The sequence below is a fragment of the Mycobacterium neumannii genome, assembly GCF_002245615.1.
Classification (GTDB): Bacteria; Actinomycetota; Actinomycetes; order Mycobacteriales; family Mycobacteriaceae; genus Mycobacterium; species Mycobacterium neumannii_A.
This window is the reverse complement of the sequence record NZ_NKCO01000034.1, coordinates 24042-47577: the sequence shown is the minus strand read 5'-3', so window position 1 is coordinate 47577 and position 23536 is coordinate 24042. Positions and strand designations below refer to the sequence as shown.

The 23536-nt window shown below is 68.6% G+C and carries 24 protein-coding genes and 1 pseudogene; 13 read left to right on the top strand and 12 right to left on the bottom strand.

All coding sequences use genetic code 11. The annotated features are described in order from the left end of the window. Positions 1–293, top strand: a pseudogene (locus CEX88_RS24840) (IniB N-terminal domain-containing protein); the annotation flags it as partial. A 63-nt stretch (positions 294–356) separates the two neighbouring features. Here the strand turns inward: CEX88_RS24840 and CEX88_RS24835 are convergent. From CEX88_RS24835 to CEX88_RS24825, 3 genes are all read right to left on the bottom strand, one after another. Then, positions 357–1598, bottom strand: a complete 1242-nt coding sequence (locus CEX88_RS24835; protein WP_094295520.1) for a glycosyltransferase family 4 protein — start codon at positions 1596–1598, stop codon at positions 357–359. A 100-nt stretch (positions 1599–1698) separates the two neighbouring features. Continuing rightward, entirely contained in the window at positions 1699–3222 is a 1524-nt protein-coding gene (locus CEX88_RS24830) for a 1,4-alpha-glucan branching protein domain-containing protein (protein WP_094295513.1), read from the bottom strand. Continuing rightward, positions 3219–3989, bottom strand: coding sequence for a class I SAM-dependent methyltransferase (locus CEX88_RS24825; protein WP_094295512.1), 771 nt, complete (start codon positions 3987–3989; stop codon positions 3219–3221). Before CEX88_RS24825 ends, CEX88_RS24830 begins: the two co-directional genes overlap by 4 nt. 194 nt (positions 3990–4183) lie before the next feature. On the opposite strand from CEX88_RS24825, the gene CEX88_RS24820 reads away from it, so the two are divergent. The 8 genes from CEX88_RS24820 (at position 4184) to mnmA (ending at position 11622) form a co-directional block, all read left to right on the top strand. After that, complete coding sequence (locus tag CEX88_RS24820) at positions 4184–4975, top strand: electron transfer flavoprotein subunit beta/FixA family protein (protein ID WP_068198233.1); 792 nt, start codon at positions 4184–4186, stop codon at positions 4973–4975. A 45-nt stretch (positions 4976–5020) separates the two neighbouring features. Beyond that, positions 5021–5977 carry an electron transfer flavoprotein subunit alpha/FixB family protein gene (locus CEX88_RS24815; RefSeq protein WP_066845056.1) on the top strand — a complete coding sequence of 319 codons (957 nt, stop codon included), beginning with the start codon at positions 5021–5023 and terminating at the stop codon, positions 5975–5977. A gap of 159 nt (positions 5978–6136) precedes the next feature. Continuing rightward, positions 6137–6880: an SDR family oxidoreductase gene (locus tag CEX88_RS24810; protein WP_094295519.1), complete on the top strand. Its 744-nt coding sequence runs from the start codon at positions 6137–6139 to the stop codon at positions 6878–6880. After that, positions 6877–7548, top strand: a complete 672-nt coding sequence (locus CEX88_RS24805) for a nitroreductase (RefSeq protein ID WP_094295511.1) — start codon at positions 6877–6879, stop codon at positions 7546–7548. Before CEX88_RS24810 ends, CEX88_RS24805 begins: the two co-directional genes overlap by 4 nt. Positions 7549–7638: 90 nt before the next feature. Then, positions 7639–8487 carry a GNAT family N-acetyltransferase gene (locus CEX88_RS24800; protein ID WP_094295518.1) on the top strand — a complete coding sequence of 283 codons (849 nt, stop codon included), beginning with the start codon at positions 7639–7641 and terminating at the stop codon, positions 8485–8487. Continuing rightward, on the top strand, positions 8484–9314 hold the full coding sequence (locus CEX88_RS24795; protein ID WP_094295510.1) for a lysophospholipid acyltransferase family protein: 831 nt from the start codon (positions 8484–8486) through the stop codon (positions 9312–9314). The genes CEX88_RS24800 and CEX88_RS24795 overlap by 4 nt, the downstream gene beginning before the upstream one ends. 44 nt (positions 9315–9358) lie before the next feature. Next, complete coding sequence (locus CEX88_RS24790) at positions 9359–10555, top strand: cysteine desulfurase family protein (protein ID WP_094295509.1); 1197 nt, start codon at positions 9359–9361, stop codon at positions 10553–10555. Further along, entirely contained in the window at positions 10555–11622 is a 1068-nt protein-coding gene (mnmA, locus tag CEX88_RS24785; protein ID WP_094295508.1) for a tRNA 2-thiouridine(34) synthase MnmA, read from the top strand. The genes CEX88_RS24790 and mnmA overlap by 1 nt, the downstream gene beginning before the upstream one ends. On the opposite strand, the gene CEX88_RS24780 is transcribed toward mnmA, so the two are convergent. Beyond that, entirely contained in the window at positions 11623–12267 is a 645-nt protein-coding gene (locus CEX88_RS24780) for a sensor domain-containing protein (RefSeq protein WP_068198214.1), read from the bottom strand. A 60-nt stretch (positions 12268–12327) separates the two neighbouring features. Between CEX88_RS24780 and CEX88_RS24775 the strand changes: the two genes are divergently transcribed. Both CEX88_RS24775 and CEX88_RS24770 read left to right on the top strand, forming a co-directional pair. Then, positions 12328–13338: a uroporphyrinogen decarboxylase/cobalamine-independent methonine synthase family protein gene (locus tag CEX88_RS24775; protein WP_068198212.1), complete on the top strand. Its 1011-nt coding sequence runs from the start codon at positions 12328–12330 to the stop codon at positions 13336–13338. Positions 13339–13676: 338 nt separating this feature from the next. Next, positions 13677–14591, top strand: a complete 915-nt coding sequence (locus tag CEX88_RS24770; protein WP_094295507.1) for a hypothetical protein — start codon at positions 13677–13679, stop codon at positions 14589–14591. On the opposite strand, the gene CEX88_RS24765 is transcribed toward CEX88_RS24770, so the two are convergent. Continuing rightward, entirely contained in the window at positions 14592–16196 is a 1605-nt protein-coding gene (locus tag CEX88_RS24765) for a 4-coumarate--CoA ligase family protein (protein WP_094295506.1), read from the bottom strand. Positions 16197–16234: 38 nt separating this feature from the next. After that, positions 16235–16639, bottom strand: a complete 405-nt coding sequence (locus CEX88_RS24760; protein WP_066845030.1) for an MmcQ/YjbR family DNA-binding protein — start codon at positions 16637–16639, stop codon at positions 16235–16237. A 79-nt stretch (positions 16640–16718) separates the two neighbouring features. Between CEX88_RS24760 and ligA the strand changes: the two genes are divergently transcribed. Then, positions 16719–18803 (top strand): NAD-dependent DNA ligase LigA, encoded by a 2085-nt coding sequence (ligA, locus tag CEX88_RS24755; protein WP_094295517.1) that lies wholly within the window; start codon positions 16719–16721, stop codon positions 18801–18803. Positions 18804–18882: 79 nt separating this feature from the next. Continuing rightward, positions 18883–19137 (top strand): hypothetical protein, encoded by a 255-nt coding sequence (locus CEX88_RS24750; protein WP_064416829.1) that lies wholly within the window; start codon positions 18883–18885, stop codon positions 19135–19137. A gap of 4 nt (positions 19138–19141) precedes the next feature. On the opposite strand, the gene CEX88_RS24745 is transcribed toward CEX88_RS24750, so the two are convergent. The 6 genes from CEX88_RS24745 to CEX88_RS24720 all read right to left on the bottom strand — a co-directional run bounded on the left by CEX88_RS24745 (position 19142) and on the right by CEX88_RS24720 (position 23502). Continuing rightward, complete coding sequence (locus CEX88_RS24745) at positions 19142–20719, bottom strand: polyamine aminopropyltransferase (RefSeq protein WP_094295505.1); 1578 nt, start codon at positions 20717–20719, stop codon at positions 19142–19144. After that, positions 20716–21171, bottom strand: coding sequence for a DUF350 domain-containing protein (locus tag CEX88_RS24740; RefSeq protein ID WP_094295504.1), 456 nt, complete (start codon positions 21169–21171; stop codon positions 20716–20718). The genes CEX88_RS24745 and CEX88_RS24740 overlap by 4 nt, the downstream gene beginning before the upstream one ends. A 36-nt stretch (positions 21172–21207) precedes the next feature. Next, positions 21208–21642, bottom strand: coding sequence for a DUF4247 domain-containing protein (locus tag CEX88_RS24735; RefSeq protein ID WP_094295516.1), 435 nt, complete (start codon positions 21640–21642; stop codon positions 21208–21210). Further along, complete coding sequence (locus tag CEX88_RS24730) at positions 21639–22142, bottom strand: DUF2617 family protein (protein ID WP_094295503.1); 504 nt, start codon at positions 22140–22142, stop codon at positions 21639–21641. Before CEX88_RS24730 ends, CEX88_RS24735 begins: the two co-directional genes overlap by 4 nt. A gap of 6 nt (positions 22143–22148) precedes the next feature. After that, positions 22149–22766, bottom strand: a complete 618-nt coding sequence (locus CEX88_RS24725) for a DUF4178 domain-containing protein (RefSeq protein ID WP_094295502.1) — start codon at positions 22764–22766, stop codon at positions 22149–22151. 79 nt (positions 22767–22845) lie between these two features. Further along, the gene (locus CEX88_RS24720) at positions 22846–23502 is read right to left on the bottom strand and encodes an ACT domain-containing protein (RefSeq protein WP_094295515.1); all 657 of its coding nucleotides are present in this window, start codon (positions 23500–23502) and stop codon (positions 22846–22848) included. Positions 23503–23536 lie beyond the last annotated feature (34 nt).

Below are 23536 nucleotides of genomic sequence, written 5' to 3'. Positions count from 1 at the left end.
GCAACGACGGCGGCAACGCCACCGGTGGGGCCGGCGGCTCGGGTGGCGGGATCGTGATCAACGACAACGACACGACCACCACCAATGTCGATGGCAACCAGACCAATGTCGGCGATATCGACGGCAGCGTGACCGGCGGCATCTCGGGCGGGTCGAGCATTGAGGACAACTCGGTGGACAACTCGGTCGACAACTCGGTCGACAACTCCGGACAAGACAATTCGACTGACAACTCCGGTCAGGTCAACACCGATGTCGATGTGAGCACCACCGTCGACACCGGCCTGTTCTGAGCCCAACCACACAACGCCGCTGGCGGGGATCAATCCACGATCCCCGCCAGTCGGCACGTCTGATCAGCGGCCGGGCAGGGCGTGTTCGATGATGGGTCGGCGCCGATGTGGTTCGCGCTCACGGCGTTTGGCGGCCAGGTACACCTGCGCGGTTTCTTCTGCGATCGCGTGCCATTCGAACTGCGAGGTGAGCCGCTCGCGGGCGGCGATCGCGCGTTGCTGGGCGGCGTGCGGGTCGTCGAGAACCGAGCGGACAGCCGCCGCCAAGCGCGCGGTATCGCGTGGCGGAAAGGACATTCCGGTTTCACCGTCGATGACCGCCTCGCCCAACCCGCCGACGTTCGAGGTCACCAAGGGGATTCCGGTCGCCGCAGCTTCCAGTGCGACGATGCCGAACGGCTCGTAGTGGCTGGGCAATACGGCTGCGTCGGCGGTGTGCAGCAGGTTCACCAACGCGTCGTGGTCGAGGTGTCCGGCGAACGCGGTCGCCTTGAGCACCTTGTGCTTTCGCGCCTGATCGACGAGCCAATCGAGCTGGGTGCCCTCGCCGGCGATCGTCAGCGTGGTACCGGGGTGGGTGCGCCTGATTCGGGGTAGCGCGGCGATTGCGTCGTGGATGCCTTTCTCATACTCGAGCCGACCGAGATACAGCAATCGGGCAGGTCCGGTCCGGGGCTTGCGTTGAGCGAATGGCCAGCGACTGCAGTCGATCCCGTTGCGGATGACATACGACTCGGCCAGGCCCGGCCCGAAGAGCTCCGAGACCTCATCGCGCATCGAGGCCGAACAGGTGATCAGCGAATCGGATTCGCGCACCAACCACGATTCCACCGCGTGGACCTGTCTGCTGATGCGGCCCGACACCCACCCGGAATGTCTGCCGGCCTCGGTGGCGTGGATCGTGGATACCAGTGGTACATCGAAGAATTCGGCCAGGGCGATCGCGGGATGTGCGACCAGCCAGTCGTGTGCGTGTACGACGTCGGGGCGCCAAGGGCGGCCGCGTCGCGACTTCAGCGTCAAACCGGTTCTGACCATCGCGTGGCCCATCGCCAACGTCCAGGCCATCATGTCCTTGCCGAAATCGAACTCGTGCGGATCGTGCGCCGCCGCGACCACGCGCACGCCTTCGGCGATCTCGTCGGTGGTCGGATGCGTGGCGGGGTCGGTGTTCGACGGTCGCCGGCTCAGCACGACGACCTCGTGGCCCGCTTCGGCGAGCGCGGTGGCGAGATGATGGACGTGCCTGCCGAGTCCGCCGACCACGACCGGCGGGTACTCCCACGACACCTTGAGGATCTTCACGGTCGCTGACTCCTGTGCGAGTGACCGGAAAATGTACACGCGGAGCGGCGTGTCGGTGTGCAAACACGGTCGCTCGCGGAAGTGAAGGCTGGGGGTGGGGTCATCGCGGTAACCGCCGGGCGTCCAGCGCGCCGAACAGACCGTCGGCACGATTCCAGTCGGCGGCGAGGCGCTGTGCATGCTCATGGCGACCGGACGCCGCGGCGTCGGCGATCTCGCGGGTGGCGTGGGCGTGCAGATGCGCACGGTAGCGGGCATAGTCGGCCGCGGAGTCCTTGCTGACCATGAACGGCCAGTCGCTCGACACGGTCAGCAGCGTCTCGCGCAGGATCTGGTCGGCGACGAAGTTGCGTGCAGGCGGAGCGTCGGTCTCGCCGAGTGCCTTGTCGATGGTCGCCAGCGCGGTATCGACGACCTCGGTGTTCAACTGGACCAGGTCGGCGACCTGCTCACCGGCCCACACCTGCCAGTCCTTGCCGGAACCCCATGAGCTGGGCGGCAATTCGACAGGCGAGCCGACGAAACCGTCGGCCTTGGCGTCGCTCAGCGTGCCGACGCGCACACCGGCCTCGGGCAGCGCGCGCAGCACCCGCTCGAGCCACACGGGGCCCTCGTACCACCAGTGGCCGAACAACTCGGTGTCGAATGCGGCGATGACGTGTGCGGGGCGCCCGATGCGTTCGCTCTCGTCGCATAGTCGCTGCCGGACCACCGCGACGAAATCGGCGACATGGGCGTCGATCGCTCGGTCGGCGCGCTCCGGGTCGTACGGCGCCTTGGCCTCCGACGGCACATTGCGGCCCGTCACCCGGGCCGGCTTGAGTCCGGTCGTGTGGTCGTAGGTGTGGAAGTCGCGGTAGGCGGCGTGCCCGGGGTAGCCGGACTTCGGCGACCACACTCGATAGCTGACGTGCAGGTCCCGGCCGAATGCCACCACGTCGGAGGATCCGACCGGACGGCCGAGCGCGGTGTCGCCGTGCAGGGACGGGCCGTCGACCATGAAGTGGCCGACACCGGCTGAGGCGTAGTCGGTTTCCATGCCGGGCGCGTAGGCGCATTCCGGGGCCCAGATGCCGACGGGTGTGTGCGCGAACCGCAGGCGGGCATCGGCGAGCCCCTCGTGAAGCGCGAATTCCCGCAGCCTCGGGTTGAGCAGCGGCTGGAACGGATGCGCGAGCGGACCGCCGAGCAGTTCGATGGTTTCGGCGTCGATCACCTCGCGCAGCAACGGGCTGCCGCCGTGCGCCCACAGCGTGGCGAAGTCCTCGATGGCCTGCTCGGCCTCGGCGTGCTCGCGAACACCGAACTGGCGCAACGGATCACCGAGAGTAGTCGCCTCGAGCGCGCGCAGCTGCCAGTTCGCCAGCCAGTGGTGCATCCCCGTCAGGCAGTACGGGTCGTCGAGTTGTGCGGTGACCACCGGCGTCATGCCCAGCGTCAACTGGTGGCGGCGGCCTTCGGCCGCCAACGTGCGCAGCACCCGCATCAGCGGGAGGTAGCACGCCGACCACGACTGGTAGAGCCATTCCTCGCCGACGGGCCAGCGGCCGTGATGAGCCAGCCAGGGCAGGTGGGTGTGGAGAACGAGCGTGAAGAGGCCCGGAGCCGGGTCGGCGGATGTCACGGCCGCACCGCGATCGCGACCAGATCGAGGCTGTCGTCGATGTTCCGATCGCGCGCGTCGACCAGATCGAAGTCGTCGCTGCGCACGGAGGCCACGTCGGCGAGCAGATCCTCGGGCCACGGCGCATCGGCTATTGCCCGCGCGATCTGGGCGTCGATGATCGAGCCGCCGTGTCGGGCGTCGAGTTCGACGAGCCGCGGCCCGTGAAAGACCCCGTGCACGCCTTCGACCGCGAACCCTTCGGTGGTGAGCAGTTCGGTCAACTCGGCGGCGTTGAGTTCGCGGGTGTGGAACGGGTTGACCGGGGTGTCCCGACCGGGGGAGAACGTGATTCGGTTCGGCGTCGACATCAGCAGACGCCCGCCCGGCCGCAGCACACGCAGGCATTCGCGCACGAATTGCCCCTGATCCCAGAGGTGTTCGATGACCTGGAAGTTCACCACGACATCGACCGAGCCGTCTGCGAGCGGCAATTCGGCCAGGTTGCCGTGGCGCATGTCCACGCGCGGATACCGCGCACGCACGTGGGCGACCGCTGTCTCGTCGTAGTCCAGGCCGATCACGCACCGGGCGACGTCGGCGATCAGGTTGGCCCCATAGCCCTCGCCGCATCCTGCCTCGAGCACGTCGCGATCCGCACAGCGGTGGGCCATCTGCTCGTAGACGACCTCGTGGCGGCGGAACCAGTAGTTCTCCTCCGCGAGTCCCGGAACCGTGCGTTCCCCGGTGAGGGGGAGGTCGGGTCCATCAGTAACAAAAGCGCTCATTGGAAGGCAGGCTAACGTGAAACGGCCCACAGACGAATGGTTCACCCCCTACGTGCTGCTAGAACACGAACTTCGACCCGCTACAGTGTTCCTGCGAACCGCCACAAGTTACCCGCGAGTAACATGGTGGTTGTTGCTCAAAGCGTGTTATGCGGGCCGATCATCGGTCCCTTCGAGGAGGACGAACCAGACTCATGACGAACATCGTGGTCCTGATCAAACAGGTCCCTGACACCTGGTCGGAGCGCAAGCTCACCGACGGCGACTTCACTCTCGACCGCGAGGCGGCCGATGCGGTGCTCGACGAGATCAACGAGCGCGCCGTCGAGGAAGCGCTGCTCATCAAGGAGAGGGAAGGCGGCGACAGCACTGTGACGGTGCTGACGGCCGGCCCCGAGCGCGCGACCGAGGCGATCCGCAAGGCGCTGTCGATGGGTGCCGACAAGGCCGTGCACCTCGTCGACGAGGGCATGCACGGCTCGGACATGGTCCAGACCGGTTGGGCCCTGGCACGTGCGCTGGGGACCATCGAGGGCACCGAGCTGGTCATCGCCGGCAACGAGGCCACCGATGGCACCGGCGGCGCGGTACCCGCGATCATCGCCGAGTACCTGGGTCTGCCGCAGCTGACGCATCTGCGCAAGGTGACCGTCGAGGACGGCAAGGTCAGCGGCGAGCGGGAGACCGACGACGGCGTGTTCTTCGTCGAGGCTCCGCTGCCCGCCGTGGTCAGCGTCAACGAGAAGATCAACGAGCCTCGCTTCCCGTCCTTCAAGGGCATCATGGCCGCCAAGAAGAAGGAAGTCACCAAGCTCACGCTCGCCGAGATCGGTGTCGAGGGCGATGAGGTCGGTCTCGCCAACGCCGGGTCCAAGGTGTTGTCGTCGACGCCGAAGCCGCCGAAGACCGCCGGCGAGAAGGTCACCGACGAAGGCGACGGCGGAACCAAGATCGCCGAGTACCTGGTCGCCCAGAAAATCATCTAGGCCCCAGACCGAGACTGCGAAGAACAAGAGACGAGAGAAGAACTCATGGCTGAAGTACTCGTGCTCGTTGAGCACGCCGAAGGTGCACTGAAGAAGGTCACCTCGGAGTTGATCACCGCGGCTCGCAAGCTCGGCGAGCCCTCGGCCGTCGTCGTCGGCGCGCCGGGCACCGCAGAACCGCTCACCGACGGCCTGAAGGCCGCGGGCGCGGCCAAGATCTACGTCGCCGAGTCCGACGACGCGGAGAACTACCTGATCACCCCGCAGGTCGACGTGCTGGCATCGCTGGTCGAGTCGGCGTCGCCCGCCGGTGTTCTGCTGTCGGCCAACGCCGACGGCAAGGAGATCGCCGGCCGGTTGGCGGCCCGCACCGGTTCCGGTGTGCTCACCGACGTCGTCGACGTCCAGGAGGGTGGCAAGGCCGTGCACTCGATCTTCGGTGGTGCATTCACCGTCGAGGCCGAGTCCACCGGTGAGGTTCCGGTCATCACGCTGCGCGCAGGAGCCATCGACGCTGAACCCGCCGACGGTGCGGGCGAGGTCGTCAACGTCGAGGTGCCCGGCCAGGCCGAGAACGCGACGAAGATCACCAAGCGCGAACCCGCCGTCGCGGGTGACCGCCCGGAGCTCACCGAGGCGACGGTTGTCGTCTCGGGTGGCCGCGGTGTGGGCAGCGCGGAGAACTTCAACGTGGTCGAGGAGCTGGCGGACTCGCTCGGCGGCGCTGTCGGCGCGTCCCGTGCCGCCGTCGACTCCGGCTACTACCCGGGCCAGTTCCAGGTGGGCCAGACCGGTAAGACGGTGTCGCCGCAGCTGTACATCGCCCTGGGCATCTCCGGCGCGATTCAGCACCGCGCGGGCATGCAGACGTCCAAGACGATCATCGCGGTGAACAAGGACGAAGAGGCGCCGATCTTCGAGATCGCCGACCTCGGCATCGTCGGCGACCTGTTCAAGGTCACACCGCAGCTGACCGAGGCGGTCAAGGCTCGGAAGGGCTAAGTTTCCGCGCGACAGGCCCCCGGACACTGTCCGGGGGCCTTTTGCATGCCGTCCCGAGGGCGTACGAGGGTGAGCGCTCGGACTACGGACTTTCAAGGGCTCGATCGCCGCCACCGGAGTGCCAGTCTTTTCGTGACAGGCACGACGAAAGGTTCCGAGATGAAGATCACCGTGTTCGGCGCGACCGGACTCATCGGCTCGAAGGTGGTATCGATCCTCACCGCGGACGGCCACGAGGTGGTCGCCGCGGCGCGCTCCACCGGATTGGACGTTTTGACCGGCGCCGGGGTGGCCGAAGCGGTCGCCGGCGCGGATGTGGTGATCGACGTGACCAACTCGCCGTCGTTCGAGGACGACGCGGTCATGGACTTCTTCACGAGGTCGACGACGAATCTGGTGGGTGCCGCGACGGCCGCGCGGGTGGGCCACGTCGTGGCGCTGTCGATCGTCGGCGCCGACGGGCTTCCCGAAAGCGGTTATCTGCGTGCGAAGGTCGCGCAGGAACGCATCATCAAAGATTCCGGACTGCCATTCAGCATCGTGCGCGCCACGCAGTTCCACGAATTCGCCGAGGCGATCACCGAATCGCTGAGCGGCAACGGCGAAGTGCGGGCGCCCGATGCGCTGATCCAGCCGATCGCTGCCGATGAGGTCGCCGCCGAGGTGGCCCGGACAGCCGTAGCGACCCCGAGCAACGGTCACGTCGATATCGGCGGGCCCGACAAGATGCCGTTCGCCGAGCTCGCGGGTGCGGTGCTGGCCGCACGCGGTGACGAGCGGCCGGTCGTGGTCACCACCGAGGCGACGTACTTCGGCACTCCGCTCGACGAGCGGAGCCTGGTCACCGGCGACGGCGCCGTCATCGCCGCAACGCACTTCACGGATTGGCTGGCACGACGATGACCTCCGCGGCGCCCGAGAGCGACCTGGACCGGGCTGTTCGCGAGCGGCACTGCACACGGAAGTTCCTGCCCGACAAGCCCGTACCGCGCGTACTCCTCGACGAGGCATTGGAGCTGGCGATGCGTGCACCGTCGAACTCCAATATCCAACCCTGGCGGCTGTTCCTGGCCACCGGCGCGCGCCGCGACCAACTCGTCGAATCATTGCTGCACCGCGCGTCCGCCGGTTTTCCCGCGACCATGGGGATTCCGGAGAGCTTCGCACCGCTGCGGCAGGAGTTGGGCGCGTTGGTCTACGGCTCGATGGGTGTGCCCCGTCACGACGCCGAGGGGCGACGTCTCGCACAGCTGCGCAACTTCGAGTTCTTCGGCGCCCCAGTGGCGGGAGTGGTCTGCATGCACCGCGATCTCGGACACGCGGACAGCCTCGCGGTCGGGATGTTCCTGCAGACGCTGGTGCTTGCGCTGACCGAACGCGGTCTCGACACGTGCGTGCAGGTTTCGGTTGCGCACTTCCCCGAGGTGCTGCGCGAACAGCTGGACATCCCCGCCGAACTGCGGGTGTTGTGCGGACTCGCGATCGGGTACGCCGACCCGAACTTCCCGGCCAACCACGTGCGCACACCCCGCAACGCGGTAGCCGACAACGTCGTGCTGCTCGGCGACTGACGTCTCGCCGGGGCAATTCGTCACCTGGCGCTCATCGACACGTCACGCCTGCGATGCCGCCCGGAGATGCGGCTGGGCGAGCGTGCAGCCATGAGCACTGCTTCTGTACTCATCGCCCCCGAGGAGATCGACCGCGGCCGGACCGGGTCCGCAGGTCCCGCGCCGCGCTACACCCTGCTGCTGACGACGGATGCCACGCTCATCGAAGCGGCGCAGCGGCTGCGCCACGGCGTGTTCACCGCCGAGCCCGGATTCACGCTGACCGGTTCCGCCGACGGCCTGGACGCCGACCGCTTCGACGAGCACTGCGACCACCTGCTGGTACGCGAGGACGTCACCGGCGACCTTGTCGGATGCTATCGAATGCTGCCACCCGCGGGCGCCGTCGCCGCCGGAAGCCTCTACAGTGCAACCGAATTCGACGTGCGTGCGCTCGACCCGCTGCGGCCGGGCCTGGTCGAGATGGGCCGGGCTGTGGTGCGAGCGGATCACCGCAGCGGAGCCGTCGTGCTGCTGATGTGGGCCGGGATCCTGGCGTACCTCGACCGCTGCGGGTACGACTACGTCACCGGTTGCGTGTCGGTGCCCGTCCACGGCCCCGACGGTTACCCGCCGGGCGCACAGATCCGCGGGGTCCGCGACTTCGTCCGTCGCCGCCACGCCGCACCGGCGCTCTATACCGTGCACCCGTACCGGCCGGTGACCGTCGGCGGCAAGGGCCTCGACGACATCGAGCCACCGGAGAGGCTCGTCGTACCACCGTTGATGCGCGGCTACCTGCGGCTCGGCGCGCAGGTGTGCGGCGAACCCGCCTACGATCCCGATTTCGGCGTTGGCGATTTCCCGGCGTTGCTCGACAAGCGTCGGGCCGATACGCGCTACCTGCGCAGGCTGCGGTCCGTCGCAGCCGCCGCCCTGGCCGGCGGGATCGCGCCGTGAGCACCCTCGGCACCTGGGTGCCGAAGGCGTCGTGCGATGCGAGCTGCGTCGGCGCAGACGCCGCGCGGTCCGGGCCACGGGTGATCGTGACCTGCCGCGCCGCGGTACGGGTCACCTCCGCCCTGCTGGTCCTGCTGCTGGCGCCGATGCTGGCCGTCCCCGCCCCCGGCCGATCCCATCTGCAGCGCGGCTACTGCCGGTTGCTGCTGTACTGCCTTGGTGTGCGGACCAGGGTGTCCGGGGGCCCGATCCGCAACCTGAGCGGCGTTCTGGTGGTCAGCGGCCACATTTCCTGGGTGGACGTCTTCGTGGTCGGCTCGGTGCTGCCAGGCCGGTTCGTCGCCAAGTCCGAGCTCGTCAGCTGGCCGGGCCTCGGACTGCTGGCTCGGCTGCTCAAGGTGATCCCGATCGAGCGGTCGGACCTGCGGCGCCTGCCCGACGTGGTGGGCGCCGTCACCCGCAATCTGAGTGCGGGCCGTACCGTGATCGCGTTTCCGGAGGGCACCACCTACTGCGGACTGGCGTACGGCCGCTTCCGCCCCGCCATGTTCCAGGGCGCCATCGACGCCGGCAGGCCGGTCCAGCCGTTGCGTTTGGCGTATCACCACGCCGACGGCGCCACCTCCACCGTCGCCGCCTATGTGGGCGATGACACACTGCTCGACTCGATCCGGCGACTGGTCACGACGAGGCGCACGGTCGCGCGGGTGCACGTCGAGTCGCTGCAGCTACCCGGAACCGACCGCCGCGACCTGGCCAATCGCTGTGAGACGGCGGTGCGGGGTTACACCACCAAACACCCGTCCGGTCACGCGCTCGTGGCCTGAGCGGATCGGGGGAGTCCCGGCTCGACGGCTATTCTGGACGGGTTATGACCTCGGATCAGCCGGTCTACCTCGATCACGCCGCCACCACCCCGATGCACCCCGCTGCCATCGAGGCGATGACGGCCGCGATGGCGACGGTCGGCAACGCGTCGTCGTTGCACGGCACGGGCCGCACGGCCCGGCGGCGGATGGAGGAGTCGCGCGAGACGCTGGCCAATCTGCTGGGCGCCCGCCCGTCGGAGGTGATCTTCACCGCGGGCGGCACCGAGAGCGACAACCTTGCGGTCAAAGGCATCTTCTGGGCCCGCCGCGACGCCGATCCGCGCCGCAGGCGGATCGTGACCACGCCGGTCGAGCACCACGCCGTGCTGGATTCGGTCGAGTGGTGCGTCGAGCACGAGGGCGCCGAGGTGACCTGGCTGCCCGTCGAGAAGGACGGTTCGGTCACGCCTGCGGCGCTGCGACAGGTGCTGCAGGACCACGACGACGTGGCTGTGGTGTCGGTGATGTGGGCCAACAACGAGGTCGGGACGATCATGCCGATCGCCGAGCTCGCCGCTGTGGCAGCAGAATTCGACGTGCCGATGCACAGCGACGCCGTTCAGGCCGTCGGCCACATTCCGGTCGACTTCGCCGCGAGTGGGCTTTCGGCGATGAGCATCGCGGCGCACAAGTTCGGCGGCCCCACCGGGATCGGTGCGCTGCTGCTGCGCCGCGACACGGCCTGCGTCCCGCTGTTGCACGGCGGAGGCCAGGAGCGCGACGTCCGCTCCGGCACACCGTATGTGGCGGGAGCAGTCGCGATGGCCGCAGCGGCGAGAGCCGCGGTCGACGGGCTCGAGACCAACGGTGCGCGGGTGTCCGCGCTTCGTGACCGCTTGATCGAAGGCGTGTTGGCTGCCATCGACGACGTCGAGGTGAACGGCGCGACGGGTGCCGCTCGGCTGCCCGGCAACTGCCACTTCACCTTCCGCGGCTGCGAGGGCGACTCGCTGCTGATGTTGTTGGACGCCAAGGGTATCGAGTGTTCGACCGGTTCGGCCTGCACGGCAGGCGTCGCGCAGCCCTCACACGTGCTGATCGCGATGGGTGCCGACCCGGCGAGTGCGCGGGGTTCGCTGCGACTCTCGTTGGGGCACATCAGCAGTGAGGACGACGTCGATGCCGCGCTCGCGGTGCTGCCCGCCGCCGTCGAACGGGCCCGGCAGGCGGCGCTGGCAAGTTCGGGAGTGGTCGAGTAGTGCGGGTACTCGTGGCGATGAGCGGCGGCGTGGACTCCTCGGTCGCCGCCGCCAGGATGGTCGACGCCGGACATGACGTCGTCGGTGTTCACCTGGCACTGTCACCGTCTCCTGGCACACTGCGCACCGGATCGCGCGGCTGTTGTTCGAAAGAGGACGCCGGTGACGCGCGTCGGGTCGCCGATATCCTCGACATCCCGTTCTACGTCTGGGATTTCGCCGACCGGTTCAAAGAGGACGTCATCGACGACTTCGTGTCGTCATACGCCCGCGGGGAGACCCCGAACCCGTGTGTGCGCTGCAATGAACGGATCAAGTTCTCCGCGTTGGCCGCCCGCGCGCTGGCGTTGGGATTCGACGCCGTGGCCACCGGACACTATGCCCGGCTGTCGGACGGTCGACTGCGGCGCGCGGTCGACGCCGCCAAAGACCAGTCCTACGTGCTCGCGGTGCTGACCGCCGAGCAACTGCGGCACGCGGTGTTCCCGGTCGGCGACACCCCGAAGCCGCAGATCCGCGAGGAGGCTGCGCGTCGCGGGCTTGCGGTCGCCGAGAAACCCGACAGCCACGACATCTGCTTCATTCCCTCCGGTGACACTCGCGCGTTCCTCGGGGCCAAGATCGGTGTGCGACGCGGTTCGGTCGTCGACGCCGCAGGGACGGTGCTCGCCGAACACGACGGCGTGCACGGATTCACGGTGGGTCAGCGCAAGGGTCTGGGCATCGCCGGGCCGGGCCCGGACGGACGGCCGCGCTATGTCACAGGGATCGACCCGCAGACCGCGACCGTGCGGGTCGGTGGCGCCGACGACCTCGACGTGTGGACCTTGACCGGCGAGCGGCCGATCGTCACCTCCGGTGTCGCGCCTGCGGGCCCGATCGAATGCCAGGTGCAGGTCCGCGCGCACGGCGGTGTCGCAGACGGCGTGGCCGAACTGCGCGACGACCGGCTCGTCGTCGAGTTGCGCGCGCCCCTGCGCGGCGTGGCTCCCGGCCAGACGATGGTGCTGTACCGCCCCGACCCCTCCGGCGACGAAGTGCTGGGCAGCGCGACGATCACCCGGTAGTTATCCGGGGACGTTGGCCAGGATGTTGGACATGACGATCTCGGGCACCGAGTCGGGAAACCGGCACGCGGTCACCTCCACCAGAACGACCGCCTTCACGCGGTAGTCGCGACCGCAGGCGCCCGAGGGCCGGGTCTGCAGGGTGTCCGCGCCGACCCTCCACTCGCCGACGAACATCGGTCCCAAAGGCGTTGCGCTGCAACCGTCGACGAGAGCAACGAGCGAGTCGAACGCCCGCCGGGCCGTCGCGGCGTCGCGATAGGCCGCCGCGCCCTCGGAGATCAACCCGCCTTCGGGCGGGTGCTGGAACGTGGTCTTGCGGAACTCCTCGACCTCCGGTCCGAATGTCTGCGTCTCGGCGAAGATCCATTGGCACGGCAGGGGAGTGGTCTCGGCGAGCGGCTCGATGTCGACGGGGATCTTGCCGTCCATGGTCGGGATGATCGTGAGATCCTCACCGGCCCCGGTGATCGCGCGCATCTGTGACTGGTCGAGCATGATCGTCTCCACATCGACCGGCGACAGCGATCCGTCGTCGATGCCCGGCGTCGCCCGCATCGCGTGTCCGTCGATGACCTGAGTGCACCCCGAGGTGATCGCGACCGCCACGCACCACAGCACGAGCGACCGGAGCGCTGCGGGCATGGCCTGTCCTTCCCCAACCCTTTCGGGATGAGATTAGCCCCATCGAATACTGTCAAACGAGTGAGTGCTTTCGCCGCAGCCACCGGCATCGGGTCCTGGCCCGGAACGTCGGCGCGCGAGGCCGCCGAGGTCGTCGTCGGCGAACTGCCCACCTTGCCGCATCTGGTGGAACTGCCGGGCCGTGGCGTGGGTGCCGACATGATCGGCCGGGCCGGTGCGATTCTGGTGGACATCGGTATGGATACCGTGCCCCGCGGATATCGGATCGCGGCGGGCCGCACCGCAGTGCTCAGGCGGGCGAGGAGCCTGCTCGAGGAGGACCTCGACGCGCTCGAAGAAGCCTGGGAGAAAGCAGGTTTACGCGGCGCTGGGCGCACGGTCAAGGTTCAGGCGCCGGGACCGGTCACGTTGGCGGCGCAACTGGAGCTGCCCAACGGCCATCGCGCCCTGACCGATCGAGGCGCGGTGCGCGACCTCACCGCGTCGCTGGCCGAAGGGATCGCAGCGCACCGCGCGACTGTGGGCCGGAGGCTCGACGCGGCGGTCGTCGTTCAATTCGACGAACCGCTGTTGTTCTCCGCGCTCGAAGGCCGGCTGACCGGGGTCACCAGTTTGACGCCCGTGCACGCCGTCGACGAGGCGCAGGCCATCGGTTTGCTCGACGAATGCGTCGCCGCGGCGGACGTCCCAGTGGTCGTGCACAGCTGCGCCGCAGGTGTGCCGTGGAATGTGTTGCAGCGCAGTTCAATCGCCGCGGTTTCCGTCGACGTGTCCACACTGGCGGCCGACGACCTCGACGGCGTCGGAGAGTTCGTCGACTCGGGTCGCACGGTGGTGTTCGGCGTGGTGCCCTCGACAGCGCCGGAGACCCGTCCTTCGGTCGAGGAGATCGCCAAGGCCGCGGTGTCGCTGACCGACCGGCTCGGCTTTCCCCGATCCGTGCTCAGGGAGCGGACCGGCATCTCGCCGGCGTGCGGTCTGGCGGGCGCCACCACCGAATGGGCGCGCACCGCGATCGGATTGGCGCAGAAGGCGGCGGATGCTTTCGCCGAGGACCCCGACGCGATCTAGCCAGCGAAGCGGCCGAGGTGATCCGGTCAACCGGCTGGCAACGACCAAACCGTTGGCGTCAGCCGGCTTGGTGAGCAGCCGGCGCAGTGGCCGTGAACGCATCTGGCGGATGTGGCCCGCACTCCTCGCCGACGCCAGCGAGTCCCTGGAGACGGTTTCGCGAGCCGTGGATCGCACCGTCGAGCGACCCACGGGCGCACGCCGCGGACCACGGAAAACGCGCTTCGCTGAACTATTTGCGGCGTTCCTGCCGGACACCTCGTATTACGCGGCTACCCATGCGAGAATGCTCCGCAGGCGGCGTCGATCGCCTTTGCCGAGAAGGGAATGGTGTCCGGATGAACGCGCGCCTCGCCGCAGGTGCCGGCGTGGTGTCCGTATTTCTCCTGGTGAGCGGATCGGGTGCGGCGGTCGCATACGCCCACCCGGGTGATTCGCGCGGCTCGGACCGGGGCCACAGCGCCGACCGCGGCGGCGGCCACCACAGCCGCGGGTCCGGCAACGGCAAGCACGACAACGACCGTCGCGATGGTAAGCGCACGACCGGCAGCAAACGGGGCGGGGACACCAACGGGCCCGGCGCGGCCCCGAAGTCGCGGGTCGGATCCGGCCGAGACGGGCTCGCGCAGCCGTCGCCGGATAGCCGGCCGGGCGCTGTTATCGCCCCGGAATCGGCCGGCCGCACCGCCCCGGACTCGGCAGGCCGCGCCGCCGCGCCCGACGTATCGGCCAGCCGTGCGGCTGCGCCCGACTTATCCGCCAGCCGTGCGGCTGCGGCGCCCGACGTATCCGCCAGCCGGTCGGCCGTCGGCGCGACGCCACCGGCCGAAGCGCCGGTGAACACCGCGTCGTCGGCCGCCCCGGTCGCCTCTGGTGGATCCGGTGCTGCGGGTGCGCCGGCCCCCGCCTTCGAGCCGCCGCAGGTGGCGTTCGGCAACGGACGCGTGCCGCACAGCCGCGACCTTCAGCCCGAAACCGGTTGGCAGCCACCAGCACTGGCACCCTCAGCGCCGGTGCCCGCGCAACCGATCCCGACGACGCCGCTCTCACCGGCACCGCGCGCACCCGCTGTGTTGGACCCAGTGGACACTCCGCCCGCGGTGGTGCGCCAGTTCGTCGTCGCGCCCGGCGCCGGGACCAGCGACCCGCTGTGGGGGCTGGCCGGGTTGCTGCTCATCCCCGTGGCGGGCGCCGCGCTGGGCTATCGGCAGGCGCGAGCGGCGCAGGCCGCCGAACGGATCGGCCGGCCCTGATCAGCCGCGCAGGTCCTTGCGCAGGATCTTGCCGGACGCCGATTTCGGCACCGCGTCGATGAACGCCACTTGGCGGACCTTTTTGTAGGGAGCCACCTCGCCCGCGACGAACTCGATCACCTGTTGCTCGCTCAGCTCGGCTCCGGATCGCTTGACCACGAACGCCTTCGGTACCTCTTCGCCATCGGCGTCGACGACTCCGACCACGGCCGCGTCGGCGATGTCGGGATGAGTCAGCAGCACGGCCTCCAGCTCGGCGGGCGGCACCTGATAGCCCTTGTACTTGATCAGCTCCTTGAGCCGGTCGACGATGTAGACGCAGCCATCGGCGTCGACCTGTGCGAGGTCACCGGTGTGCAACCAGCCCTGGTCGTCGATGGTCTCCTTGGTGGCCTTCTCGTTGCCGAGGTAGCCCGCCATCACGTTGGGGCCCTTGAACAAGAGTTCGCCGGTTTCGCTGAGACCCTGTGTGGGCGGGTCGATCTCGTCACCGGTTTCGGGGTCGACGATCTTCGACGCGGCGTTCGACACCGTCCAGCCGACCGAGCTGAGCGGGGCCACCATGTTCATCTCGTGTTGGCCGCCGTCGAAGGGCGTGATGTGGCTGACCGGGCTGAGCTCGCTCATGCCGTAACCCTGGATCACGCGGCAGCCCAACCGCTCGGCGACAGCGTGGCCGAGGTCGGCGTCCAACGGGGCCGCACCCGACATCACCACATTCAGCGACGACAGGTCGTACTCGTCGACCAGCGGATGCTTGGCCAGCGCGACCGCGACGGGCGGGGCGATGAACGCGATGGTGCAGGCATGGTCCTGGATGTTGCCCAGGAAGTCGCCGAGATCGAAGCTCGGCATGATGACCAGCCGGGCCCTGGCGTGCAGTGCCGCGTTGAGCAGCACGGTCATCCCGTAGATATGGAAGAACGGCAGAACGGCCAACACGGTGTCGTCGGCGACCATGCCATGCAGCGGCCGGATCTGGGCGACATTGGCCACCAGGTTGCGGTGGGTGAGCATGACGCCCTTCGGGTTTCCGGTCGTTCCCGAACTGTAGGGCAGCACCGCCAAGTGCGATGAGGGCGCGAAGCTCACCTCAGGCGGTGGATGGCCCGGCCCCATGAGGTCGGCGGCGTTGGGATGCCCGTCGGAGGACAGGCCGGGTCCGTCGAGCACGATGAGCCCGTCGTCGGGAATGCCGACCGCCGCGGCCGCTTCCTGGGCTTGGGCCAGCAGCGGCGACACCGTCACGAGCATCTTGGCGTTGGAGTCGGTCAACTGCTTGGCGATGTCCTTGGCGGTGAACAACGCGTTGACGGTCGTGGCCGTCGCGCCCGCGCGCAGGATGCCGTGGAATGCGACCGCGAATCCCGAGCTGTTCGGTGAGAGCAGGCCGACCACATCGCCGACGCCGATCCCGCGTCCGGCGAGCGCACCGGCGAACGCGTCGACGCGCGCGATCGTTTCGCGGTAGGTGGTTTCGCGCCCCGATTTCGCGTCGACAAGCGCGACGCGGTCGAGGTCGTCGTCTGCGATATCACCGAACAAGTAGTCGTAGACGCTGGTGGACGGGATGTCGACCTCGGGGAAGGGGCTCGCAAAACTCATGGCGTCTCCGATCGAATCATGGCCTGCCTGCTACCTGTTCAGCCTTCGTCGAGCTGTTTGACGAGTTTCCTGGGCGCGGTCAATCGGAATGACGCGTCGATCAGCTCGCGTATCTCGTCCCAGTCGATCTTTTTGTCTGCCGACAGGTCGAGCCCGAGCCACCCCGACGGTGCGAGGTAGGCGGGCGAGAAGAATCGGGCGTCCTGCTGCAGCGCCTGGCGTTCACTGTCGTCGACCTTGACCAGGATCGATTGCGGGTACTGGATGTAGTCGCCCTTGGTCGCGGGTCTGACGCTGCCGCCGTACATGGCGAACATCTTGGCGACGAAGAACGCGGGCCGTCCGTGCGAGACCTTCTCGTAGGCCTCGGGGAACGCCAGCGCCATTGTCCGTACCCGCGCCAGCACCGGGTCGTCGTCGCGGAACATGATCGGGTGCGGCATGGGGCCAGGGTAACGGTGCGGTGCTGTCGGGCCGCTCGGTTAACCTGCGAAGGTGACCTCCAAGGGTGCGGAAGACGCGCTGGCCGCACAGGCCGACGACGCCCCCGACGCCGACGTGCGTCGTCGCTGGCAAGAGCTCGCCGACGAGGTGCGTGAGCACCAGTTCCGCTACTACGTGCGGGACTCGCCGATCATCACCGACGCCGAGTTCGACACGCTGCTGCGTGAACTGCAGGCCCTCGAGGAGGACCACCCCGAACTGCGGACCCCGGACTCGCCGACGCAGTTGGTCGGAGGGGCCGGCTTCTCCACCGACTTCGCCTCCGCCGAACACCTCGAGCGGATGTTGAGCCTGGACAACGTGTTCACGCCCGACGAGCTCTCGGCATGGGCGGGCCGGCTCAAGAGTGAGCTGGGCCCCAACGTGCTGCAGGAGGCGAACTTCCTGTGCGAACTGAAGATCGACGGGGTGGCGCTGGCCCTGGTGTACCGCGACGGCCGGTTGGAGCGTGCGGCCACCCGGGGTGACGGCCGCACCGGCGAGGATGTCACGCTGAACGCCCGCACCATCGGCGACGTGCCCGAAAAGCTCACGGAGAGCGACGAATTCCCGCCGCCAAAGGTCCTCGAAGTACGCGGCGAGGTGTTCTTCCGCGTAGCCGACTTCGAGGACCTCAATGCCGGTCTGGTGGCGGACGGTAAGCCACCGTTCGCCAATCCGCGCAACAGCGCCGCGGGCTCGCTCCGGCAGAAGAACCCCGCCGTCACCGCGCGTCGCAAGCTGCGGATGATCTGCCACGGTGTGGGCCGCGCCGAGGGTTTTCGGCCCAAGACCTTGCACGACGCCTATCGCGCGCTGGCGGCCTGGGGGCTGCCGGTCTCCGAGCACACCGCCCAGGTGACGGGAATCGACGCGGTCACCGAACGCATCGCGTATTGGGGCGAGCACCGCCACGACGTCGAACACGAAATCGACGGCGTGGTGGTCAAAGTCGACGACGTCGCGTTGCAGCGCAGGCTCGGCGCGACATCGCGGGCGCCGCGGTGGGCCATCGCCTACAAGTTCCCGCCCGAGGAGGCGCAGACCAAACTGCTCGACATCAGGGTCAACGTCGGGCGCACCGGCCGGGTCACGCCGTTCGCGTGGATGGAACCGGTCAAGGTGGCCGGCTCGACGGTCAGCCAGGCCACGCTGCACAACGCCTCGGAGGTCAAGCGCAAGGGCGTGCTCATCGGCGACACGGTGGTCATCCGCAAGGCGGGTGACGTGATCCCCGAGGTGCTCGGCCCGGTCGTCGATCTGCGCGACGGTTCCGAGCGCGAGTTCATGATGCCGACCCACTGCCCCGAGTGCGGAACGAAGCTCGCGCCGGCCAAGGAGGGTGACGCCGACATCCGCTGCCCCAACACCCGGTCCTGTCCGGCGCAGTTGCGCGAGCGCGTGTTTCACGTCGCCGGCCGCGGCGCGTTCGACATCGAGGGTCTGGGCTATGAGGCGGGCACCGCTCTGCTGCAGGCCGGTGTCATCACCGACGAGGGCGACCTGTTCACGCTGACCGAAGAGGACCTGCTGCGCACCGACCTGTTCACCACCAAGAACGGACAGCTCTCGGCGAACGGTAAACGCCTGCTGGCCAACCTGTACAAGGCGAAATCCCAACCGCTGTGGCGGGTGCTCGTCGCGTTGTCGATCCGGCACGTCGGGCCGACGGCGGCGCGCGCACTGGCCACCGAGTACGGCAGCCTCGACGCCGTCATGGCGGCTTCGGAGGAGGAGCTGTCGGTTGTCGAAGGCGTGGGCCCGACGATCGCGGCCGCGGTGACCGAGTGGTTCACCGTCGACTGGCACCGGGCGATCGTGGACAAATGGCGTGCCGCGGGCGTGCGGATGGCCGACGAACGCGACGCGAGCATCGAACGGACCTTGGAGGGGTTGTCGATCGTGGTCACCGGGTCGCTGGCCGGTTACTCACGTGACGAGGCCAAGGAGGCGATCGTCGCCCGCGGTGGCAAGGCGGCCGGCTCCGTGTCGAAGAAAACGGCGTACGTGGTCGCTGGTGATTCGCCGGGCTCGAAGTACGACAAGGCCGTCGAGCTGGGCGTGCCGATCCTCGACGAGGACGGGTTCGCCCGGTTGTTGCAGAACGGGCCCGACGGCGTCTGAGTCGCTGCTTGTGACTACGGCTGCGTTTGTCGGCCCCGCTCACCGGGCACTCGACTGGGCGAATCGACAAGGAGTTGTGATGGCGATCTGCGATACCTGTGGCAACGACTACGACAAGGCGTTCACCGTGACGTGGCCCGACGGCCGCAGCGCGACGTTCGACAGCGTCGAGTGCGCGGCGGTCCAACTGGCTCCGGAGTGTGCCCACTGCGGGTGCCGAATCCTCGGTCACGGCATCGAGACAGAAGAAGCGATCTTCTGTTGCGCGCACTGTGCCCGCAAGGACACCAACGCCGACGTCAACGACCGCTGGCCGGTGCCTGCGGGCGGCTGACGGGTCAGCGGTATCCGCGCCGCACGTCGTCGACGACGCGCGGGTGGTCGAGCGTCGAGGGCTCCAACGACTGGGGCCGGATGTCGCCGCCGAACACGGTGGCGGCATCCAGCGTCCGCTGGTCGAGGTAGCGCAGCGGCGGGGCGTCGGCCGGAATCGTCGACTTCGGCGCCGTCGGGCCCCGGCGCGCCAGGACGAATCCCCAGTCGCCGAATGTCGGCACGTGCACGTGATATGGGGTCACCGAGTAGCCGGCGGCACGGATCGTTGACACCGTGCGCCAGAACGCGGCCGGGGTGGAGAAGGGACTGCCCGCCTGCACGGCCAGCAGACCGTCCGGCGCCAGAACGCGGCCGATCAAGGCGTAGAACTCCACCGAGTACAACCGTCCCAACGCCGGGTTGTCCGGGTCGGGCAGGTCGGCGATCACCGCGCCGAAGCCGCCGGGCTCGACGTTTCCGGGGGCCGCACGCAGCCATGTCATCGCGTCGTCGATGACCACCTGCATCCGCGGATCGTCCAGGGCGCCGGCGTTCGCGTCGCGCAACGTAGTACGCCCGACCTCGACCACGGCGGGGTCCAACTCCACCTGCACGATTGTCTCGATGTCCTCGTCTCGCAACACTTCACGTGCCACCAGGCCGTCACCGCCACCGAGGATCAACACCGAGCGAGGGTCACCACCGAGTGCGGGGTAGACCAGGCTCTCGGTGTAGCGGTACTCGTCGCGAGTCGAAAACTGCAGTCCGCCATCGAGATACAGCCGAACGTCGTCACCGCGCCGGGTGACGACGATCTCCTGGTACGCCGACTGCTCGTGGGCGATGATCGGATCGGCGTAGAGGCGCTGGCGGGTCGAGGTCTGAATGCCGTCGGCGCGCACCAGAAGCGTGACAAGCAGCGCCAGCGCGGCCGCCAACACCGTCAGCGACACCGCCAGTTCGCGCGTAGTGACGATGCGTCGCAGCAGGAGCACCGCCACGACGGCCGCCGCGACGAGGTTGACGATCCCGGTGGCGGCGGCGCCCCGGATCATGCCCAGCTGCGGCAGTAGGAGAAACGGCCAGACCAACCCGCCGATCAGCGCGCCCAGGTAGTCGGCGGCGTTCAGATTGGCCAGCACCCGACCGGTATCGGCGGCGCCCGCGGTGCGTCCACGCTGCAGCAGGGTCATCAGCAACGGCACCTCGGCGCCGACCAGGCAGCCGATCACGGCGGTGCCGATCGCGAGCACCCACAGCGAGCCGCCAACGAAAGCGAACGCGACGTACAGTGCGGCCGCAGACAACCCGCCGACGATCGCCAGCGTCGTCTCGACGGCGATGAACGTGACCGCGGCACGGTGCAGCAACGGCTTCACCAGCAGCGCACCGACGCCCAACGCGGCGACATAGCCCGCGACGATCAGCGACATCGCCACGATGCCCCCGCCGTGCAGGCTGGTCGACAGGGTCAGCAGCGCCAGTTCGTAGATGATGCCGCACGCCGCGCACGCCGCCACGGCCGCGAACAACACCGCGCGCCACCGCCGGACCGATCCGGCCAGCCGCGGTGCGGGTGCGTCGTGTTCGGTCGCCGTCATGACAGCGCGGCGGCGTTCACCCCTCCCACGGCGAGCAGCGTCACGGCGGTCGCGATGGCGGCCGGGTGCAGCCGCTCCTCGGTGATCAGGTCGCGGAAACGCCCGGGCACCACCACCTCCAGCACGATCAGCGCCAGTCCTTGCAGCACAACGCCGACGAGGCCGTACACCGCCGCGTCGACGAGCCCCTGGCCCAGTTCGTTGGAACTGGCCACGATCGCCGAGATCACCACGATTGCCAGGGCTGCATACATTCCCGATGCGACCGCGACGGCGTTGGGCCGCCGCTCGACGAACACCAACCGACGCAGGTTCCCCGGGGTCAGCACGTCGGCCATGGCGAATCCGGCTGCCAGGACGCCGACACCCACCAGGAAGTACAGGATCGCTGCGACCACATTCTGGGCGAGGCTCTCGCCGCTGATGCTGCCGAATTCGACCGCCAGATTCATGGGGTTCTCCTTACCTGATTGGCTCTGGTGCGCGCGTCATTTCGTTCCGCCCGGGCCGCCGGAGCTACCGCCCGCGCCCCCCGCCGGTGCACCGGGGAAGAACCCGGGCCCGAGGAAGATGAAGGCGCCCCCGCTGTATCTGCTGCCGCGAACGTCCTCGACCCGGATCGTGCATGGTCGGTTGCCGTCCGGCCCGATGATCACGATGTCGTCGTCATAGCGCAGGTACTCGATGCCGCGATCGGTGGCCCGCGCCTCGGGAGCCCGATAGTCGGCAAGACGGTCGGCCACTTCGCTGGGCGACCCGCTGCACTCGTAGCTGCTGGCCTCCGAACCGTGCGAGTACGCGGCGTAGTTCTCGGCCACATATGTACGAATGTCGCGGTTCTGCAACGAGATACCGAGAACCAGGCATGCGATCCCCGCCACGGCCAGCCCGCCGGCCAGCCAGAACAACGTGGTTCTGCTCACGGTCGCCACCGACTGCGGGTGTAGACGACGGTGCCGCCCGCGGCTCGGTCGGGGTACAGATGCCATGTCCGCCAGCGCCATCCGGGCCCGTCCGGTTCGGCGGCCAGCGCGGTCAGTGCGGCGTCGTCACCCGGGAACGCACCACCGAGCCAGCCGCCCTCGCGCTCACAACTGACCCGCAGCATCTGCGCGAGCCTGCGAAATTCCGCCTCGCCACACGCTTCCGTCCGGGACTCGATCCGGTATCCGGGCGCTTCGGCGCGGCCCGGAAGCTCGGCATCCGTGCGCGCCGTGCACGAAACCTCTTCGGAGAAGGTGTGTTCGGAATGCTTGACGGTGACCACGTGCGACGCGCCGAGCACGCCGAGCACCAAGGTGCCGTCGGCGGGATGGGGCAGCGAGCACGCCGCCAGCGGCGACGGTACGCACGCATTCAAGGCCAGCCGAAGTCCCCTGCCGGACACGTCAGCCGGAGTCACTACCAGTCGGTGAAAGGGCACGGTTTCCTATTCGCTGGGCGGCGGCGCGGGGTAGACCGTCAGCTCGCCGGCCCGCACGGGCTTGCCGGTCGACACTTCCCACGGCATGTCGGGCGCCCAGCGTTCGAACCCGAGAAGCGATGTCTCGTCGGCGTTCGCGTAGTCGACGAACTCCATCTCCCCACCCGCGGGCAGTCCGGTGGTGCCTTCGGTGGTGAACGACGCGCTGCCGCGTTCGGTCTCGCGATAGGCGATTCCGTCGACGGCGAGTTCGCCGCCCGGCTGCAGTGCCGCATCCTTGCGTCGTGTCCACATCACCAACTCGAGTCGGCCCTCGTCCTCCTCGACGCTGAACCACAGCGGCTCCGAATCGGAATCACCTTCCAGCAGGTGCTCCCACCAGACGAACGGGCCTTGGCGCAACGTCACCGAGCCGCGGACCACGTAGTCGATGCCGCCGTGGGAGACGATTGCGCCGGGTCCGAGTTGGCGCGGGCCGAACTGCGGCATGGTGGCGGCGAACTTGAGCGGATCTTCCCGCGTGGTAGGGGTCTTCGGCGTCTTCGGCCGCTGAAGTGCCTTCACCAACACGACGATCGCCGCGATGAGCAGGATGGCGGCCAGCACGATTAGCAGCGTTTCCACGCGAAACCTTCCGGTCGACGTTGAGCGGTGCGGTTGATGGGATTGCGGCCAACCGTAACAGCTGCCCGGCCGCGTGGACTCAGCGCAGAATCGTGGCGACGATGCCCGCCAAATAACCCAATCTGGCGACCTCGGACGGCCGGAACTGCGGCCCGCCGGGGCGGCCCAGCACCACCGCGGTGCGCGGATCGCCGAGCGGGGCGGCGGCCAGGGTGGTCGCCATATCGCGCCAGACCTGGGGCACCCACGCGGCGTCGCCGTCGAGGGCCTCGGCCCGGTTGAGTGGCAGCCACGGGATTTCTGCCGCCTGCGTCTCGGGGGCGCCCGGGCTGCCGACGACACGTTGCGGCCCGCCGTCGGTCAGGTGCATCACGGTGGCCCAACCCACCCGCAACACCCGAGGCGCTTCGTCGGCCAGGACCTGCAACTTGTCCTTGCGGTGCGCCGCCGCGATGTGGTCGATGAGCTCGAGTTCGCGATGCGCCTCGAGCAGGCCGGTGTGCGGCCGGACCGAGTCGACGTAGACACCCTTGATCTGTTCGGCGGCGGTGATCAGCATGTCCGGCATGGCGCCGGCGGGCAGTTCGACCACGAGATCGTCGACGGCGTAGCCGGCCGAACGTTCCACCACGTCGAGCGACAGAATGTCGGCGCCCACCGACCCGAGCGCCACGGCAAGGGAGCCGAGGCTGCCGGGCCGGTCCTCTAGCTGGACACGCAGCAGGTACGTAGGCACGCGCAACACTTTTGCACAGCGGGAGGGTGTGGGC

What these genes read in the sequence shown, in the direction of transcription:
- CEX88_RS24825 (WP_094295512.1), bottom strand. Translation starts at nt 3,989, where the DNA reads ATGAGCGCTTTTGTTACTGATGGACCCGACCTCCCCCTCACCGGGGAA.
- CEX88_RS24820 (WP_068198233.1), top strand. Translation starts at nt 4,184, where the DNA reads ATGACGAACATCGTGGTCCTGATCAAACAGGTCCCTGACACCTGGTCG.
- CEX88_RS24815 (WP_066845056.1), top strand. Translation starts at nt 5,021, where the DNA reads ATGGCTGAAGTACTCGTGCTCGTTGAGCACGCCGAAGGTGCACTGAAG.
- CEX88_RS24810 (WP_094295519.1), top strand. Translation starts at nt 6,137, where the DNA reads ATGAAGATCACCGTGTTCGGCGCGACCGGACTCATCGGCTCGAAGGTG.
- CEX88_RS24805 (WP_094295511.1), top strand. Translation starts at nt 6,877, where the DNA reads ATGACCTCCGCGGCGCCCGAGAGCGACCTGGACCGGGCTGTTCGCGAG.
- CEX88_RS24800 (WP_094295518.1), top strand. Translation starts at nt 7,639, where the DNA reads ATGAGCACTGCTTCTGTACTCATCGCCCCCGAGGAGATCGACCGCGGC.
- CEX88_RS24790 (WP_094295509.1), top strand. Translation starts at nt 9,359, where the DNA reads ATGACCTCGGATCAGCCGGTCTACCTCGATCACGCCGCCACCACCCCG.
- CEX88_RS24780 (WP_068198214.1), bottom strand. Translation starts at nt 12,267, where the DNA reads ATGCCCGCAGCGCTCCGGTCGCTCGTGCTGTGGTGCGTGGCGGTCGCG.
- CEX88_RS24770 (WP_094295507.1), top strand. Translation starts at nt 13,677, where the DNA reads ATGAACGCGCGCCTCGCCGCAGGTGCCGGCGTGGTGTCCGTATTTCTC.
- CEX88_RS24765 (WP_094295506.1), bottom strand. Translation starts at nt 16,196, where the DNA reads ATGAGTTTTGCGAGCCCCTTCCCCGAGGTCGACATCCCGTCCACCAGC.
- CEX88_RS24760 (WP_066845030.1), bottom strand. Translation starts at nt 16,639, where the DNA reads ATGCCGCACCCGATCATGTTCCGCGACGACGACCCGGTGCTGGCGCGG.
- CEX88_RS24750 (WP_064416829.1), top strand. Translation starts at nt 18,883, where the DNA reads ATGGCGATCTGCGATACCTGTGGCAACGACTACGACAAGGCGTTCACC.
- CEX88_RS24745 (WP_094295505.1), bottom strand. Translation starts at nt 20,719, where the DNA reads ATGACGGCGACCGAACACGACGCACCCGCACCGCGGCTGGCCGGATCG.
- CEX88_RS24740 (WP_094295504.1), bottom strand. Translation starts at nt 21,171, where the DNA reads ATGAATCTGGCGGTCGAATTCGGCAGCATCAGCGGCGAGAGCCTCGCC.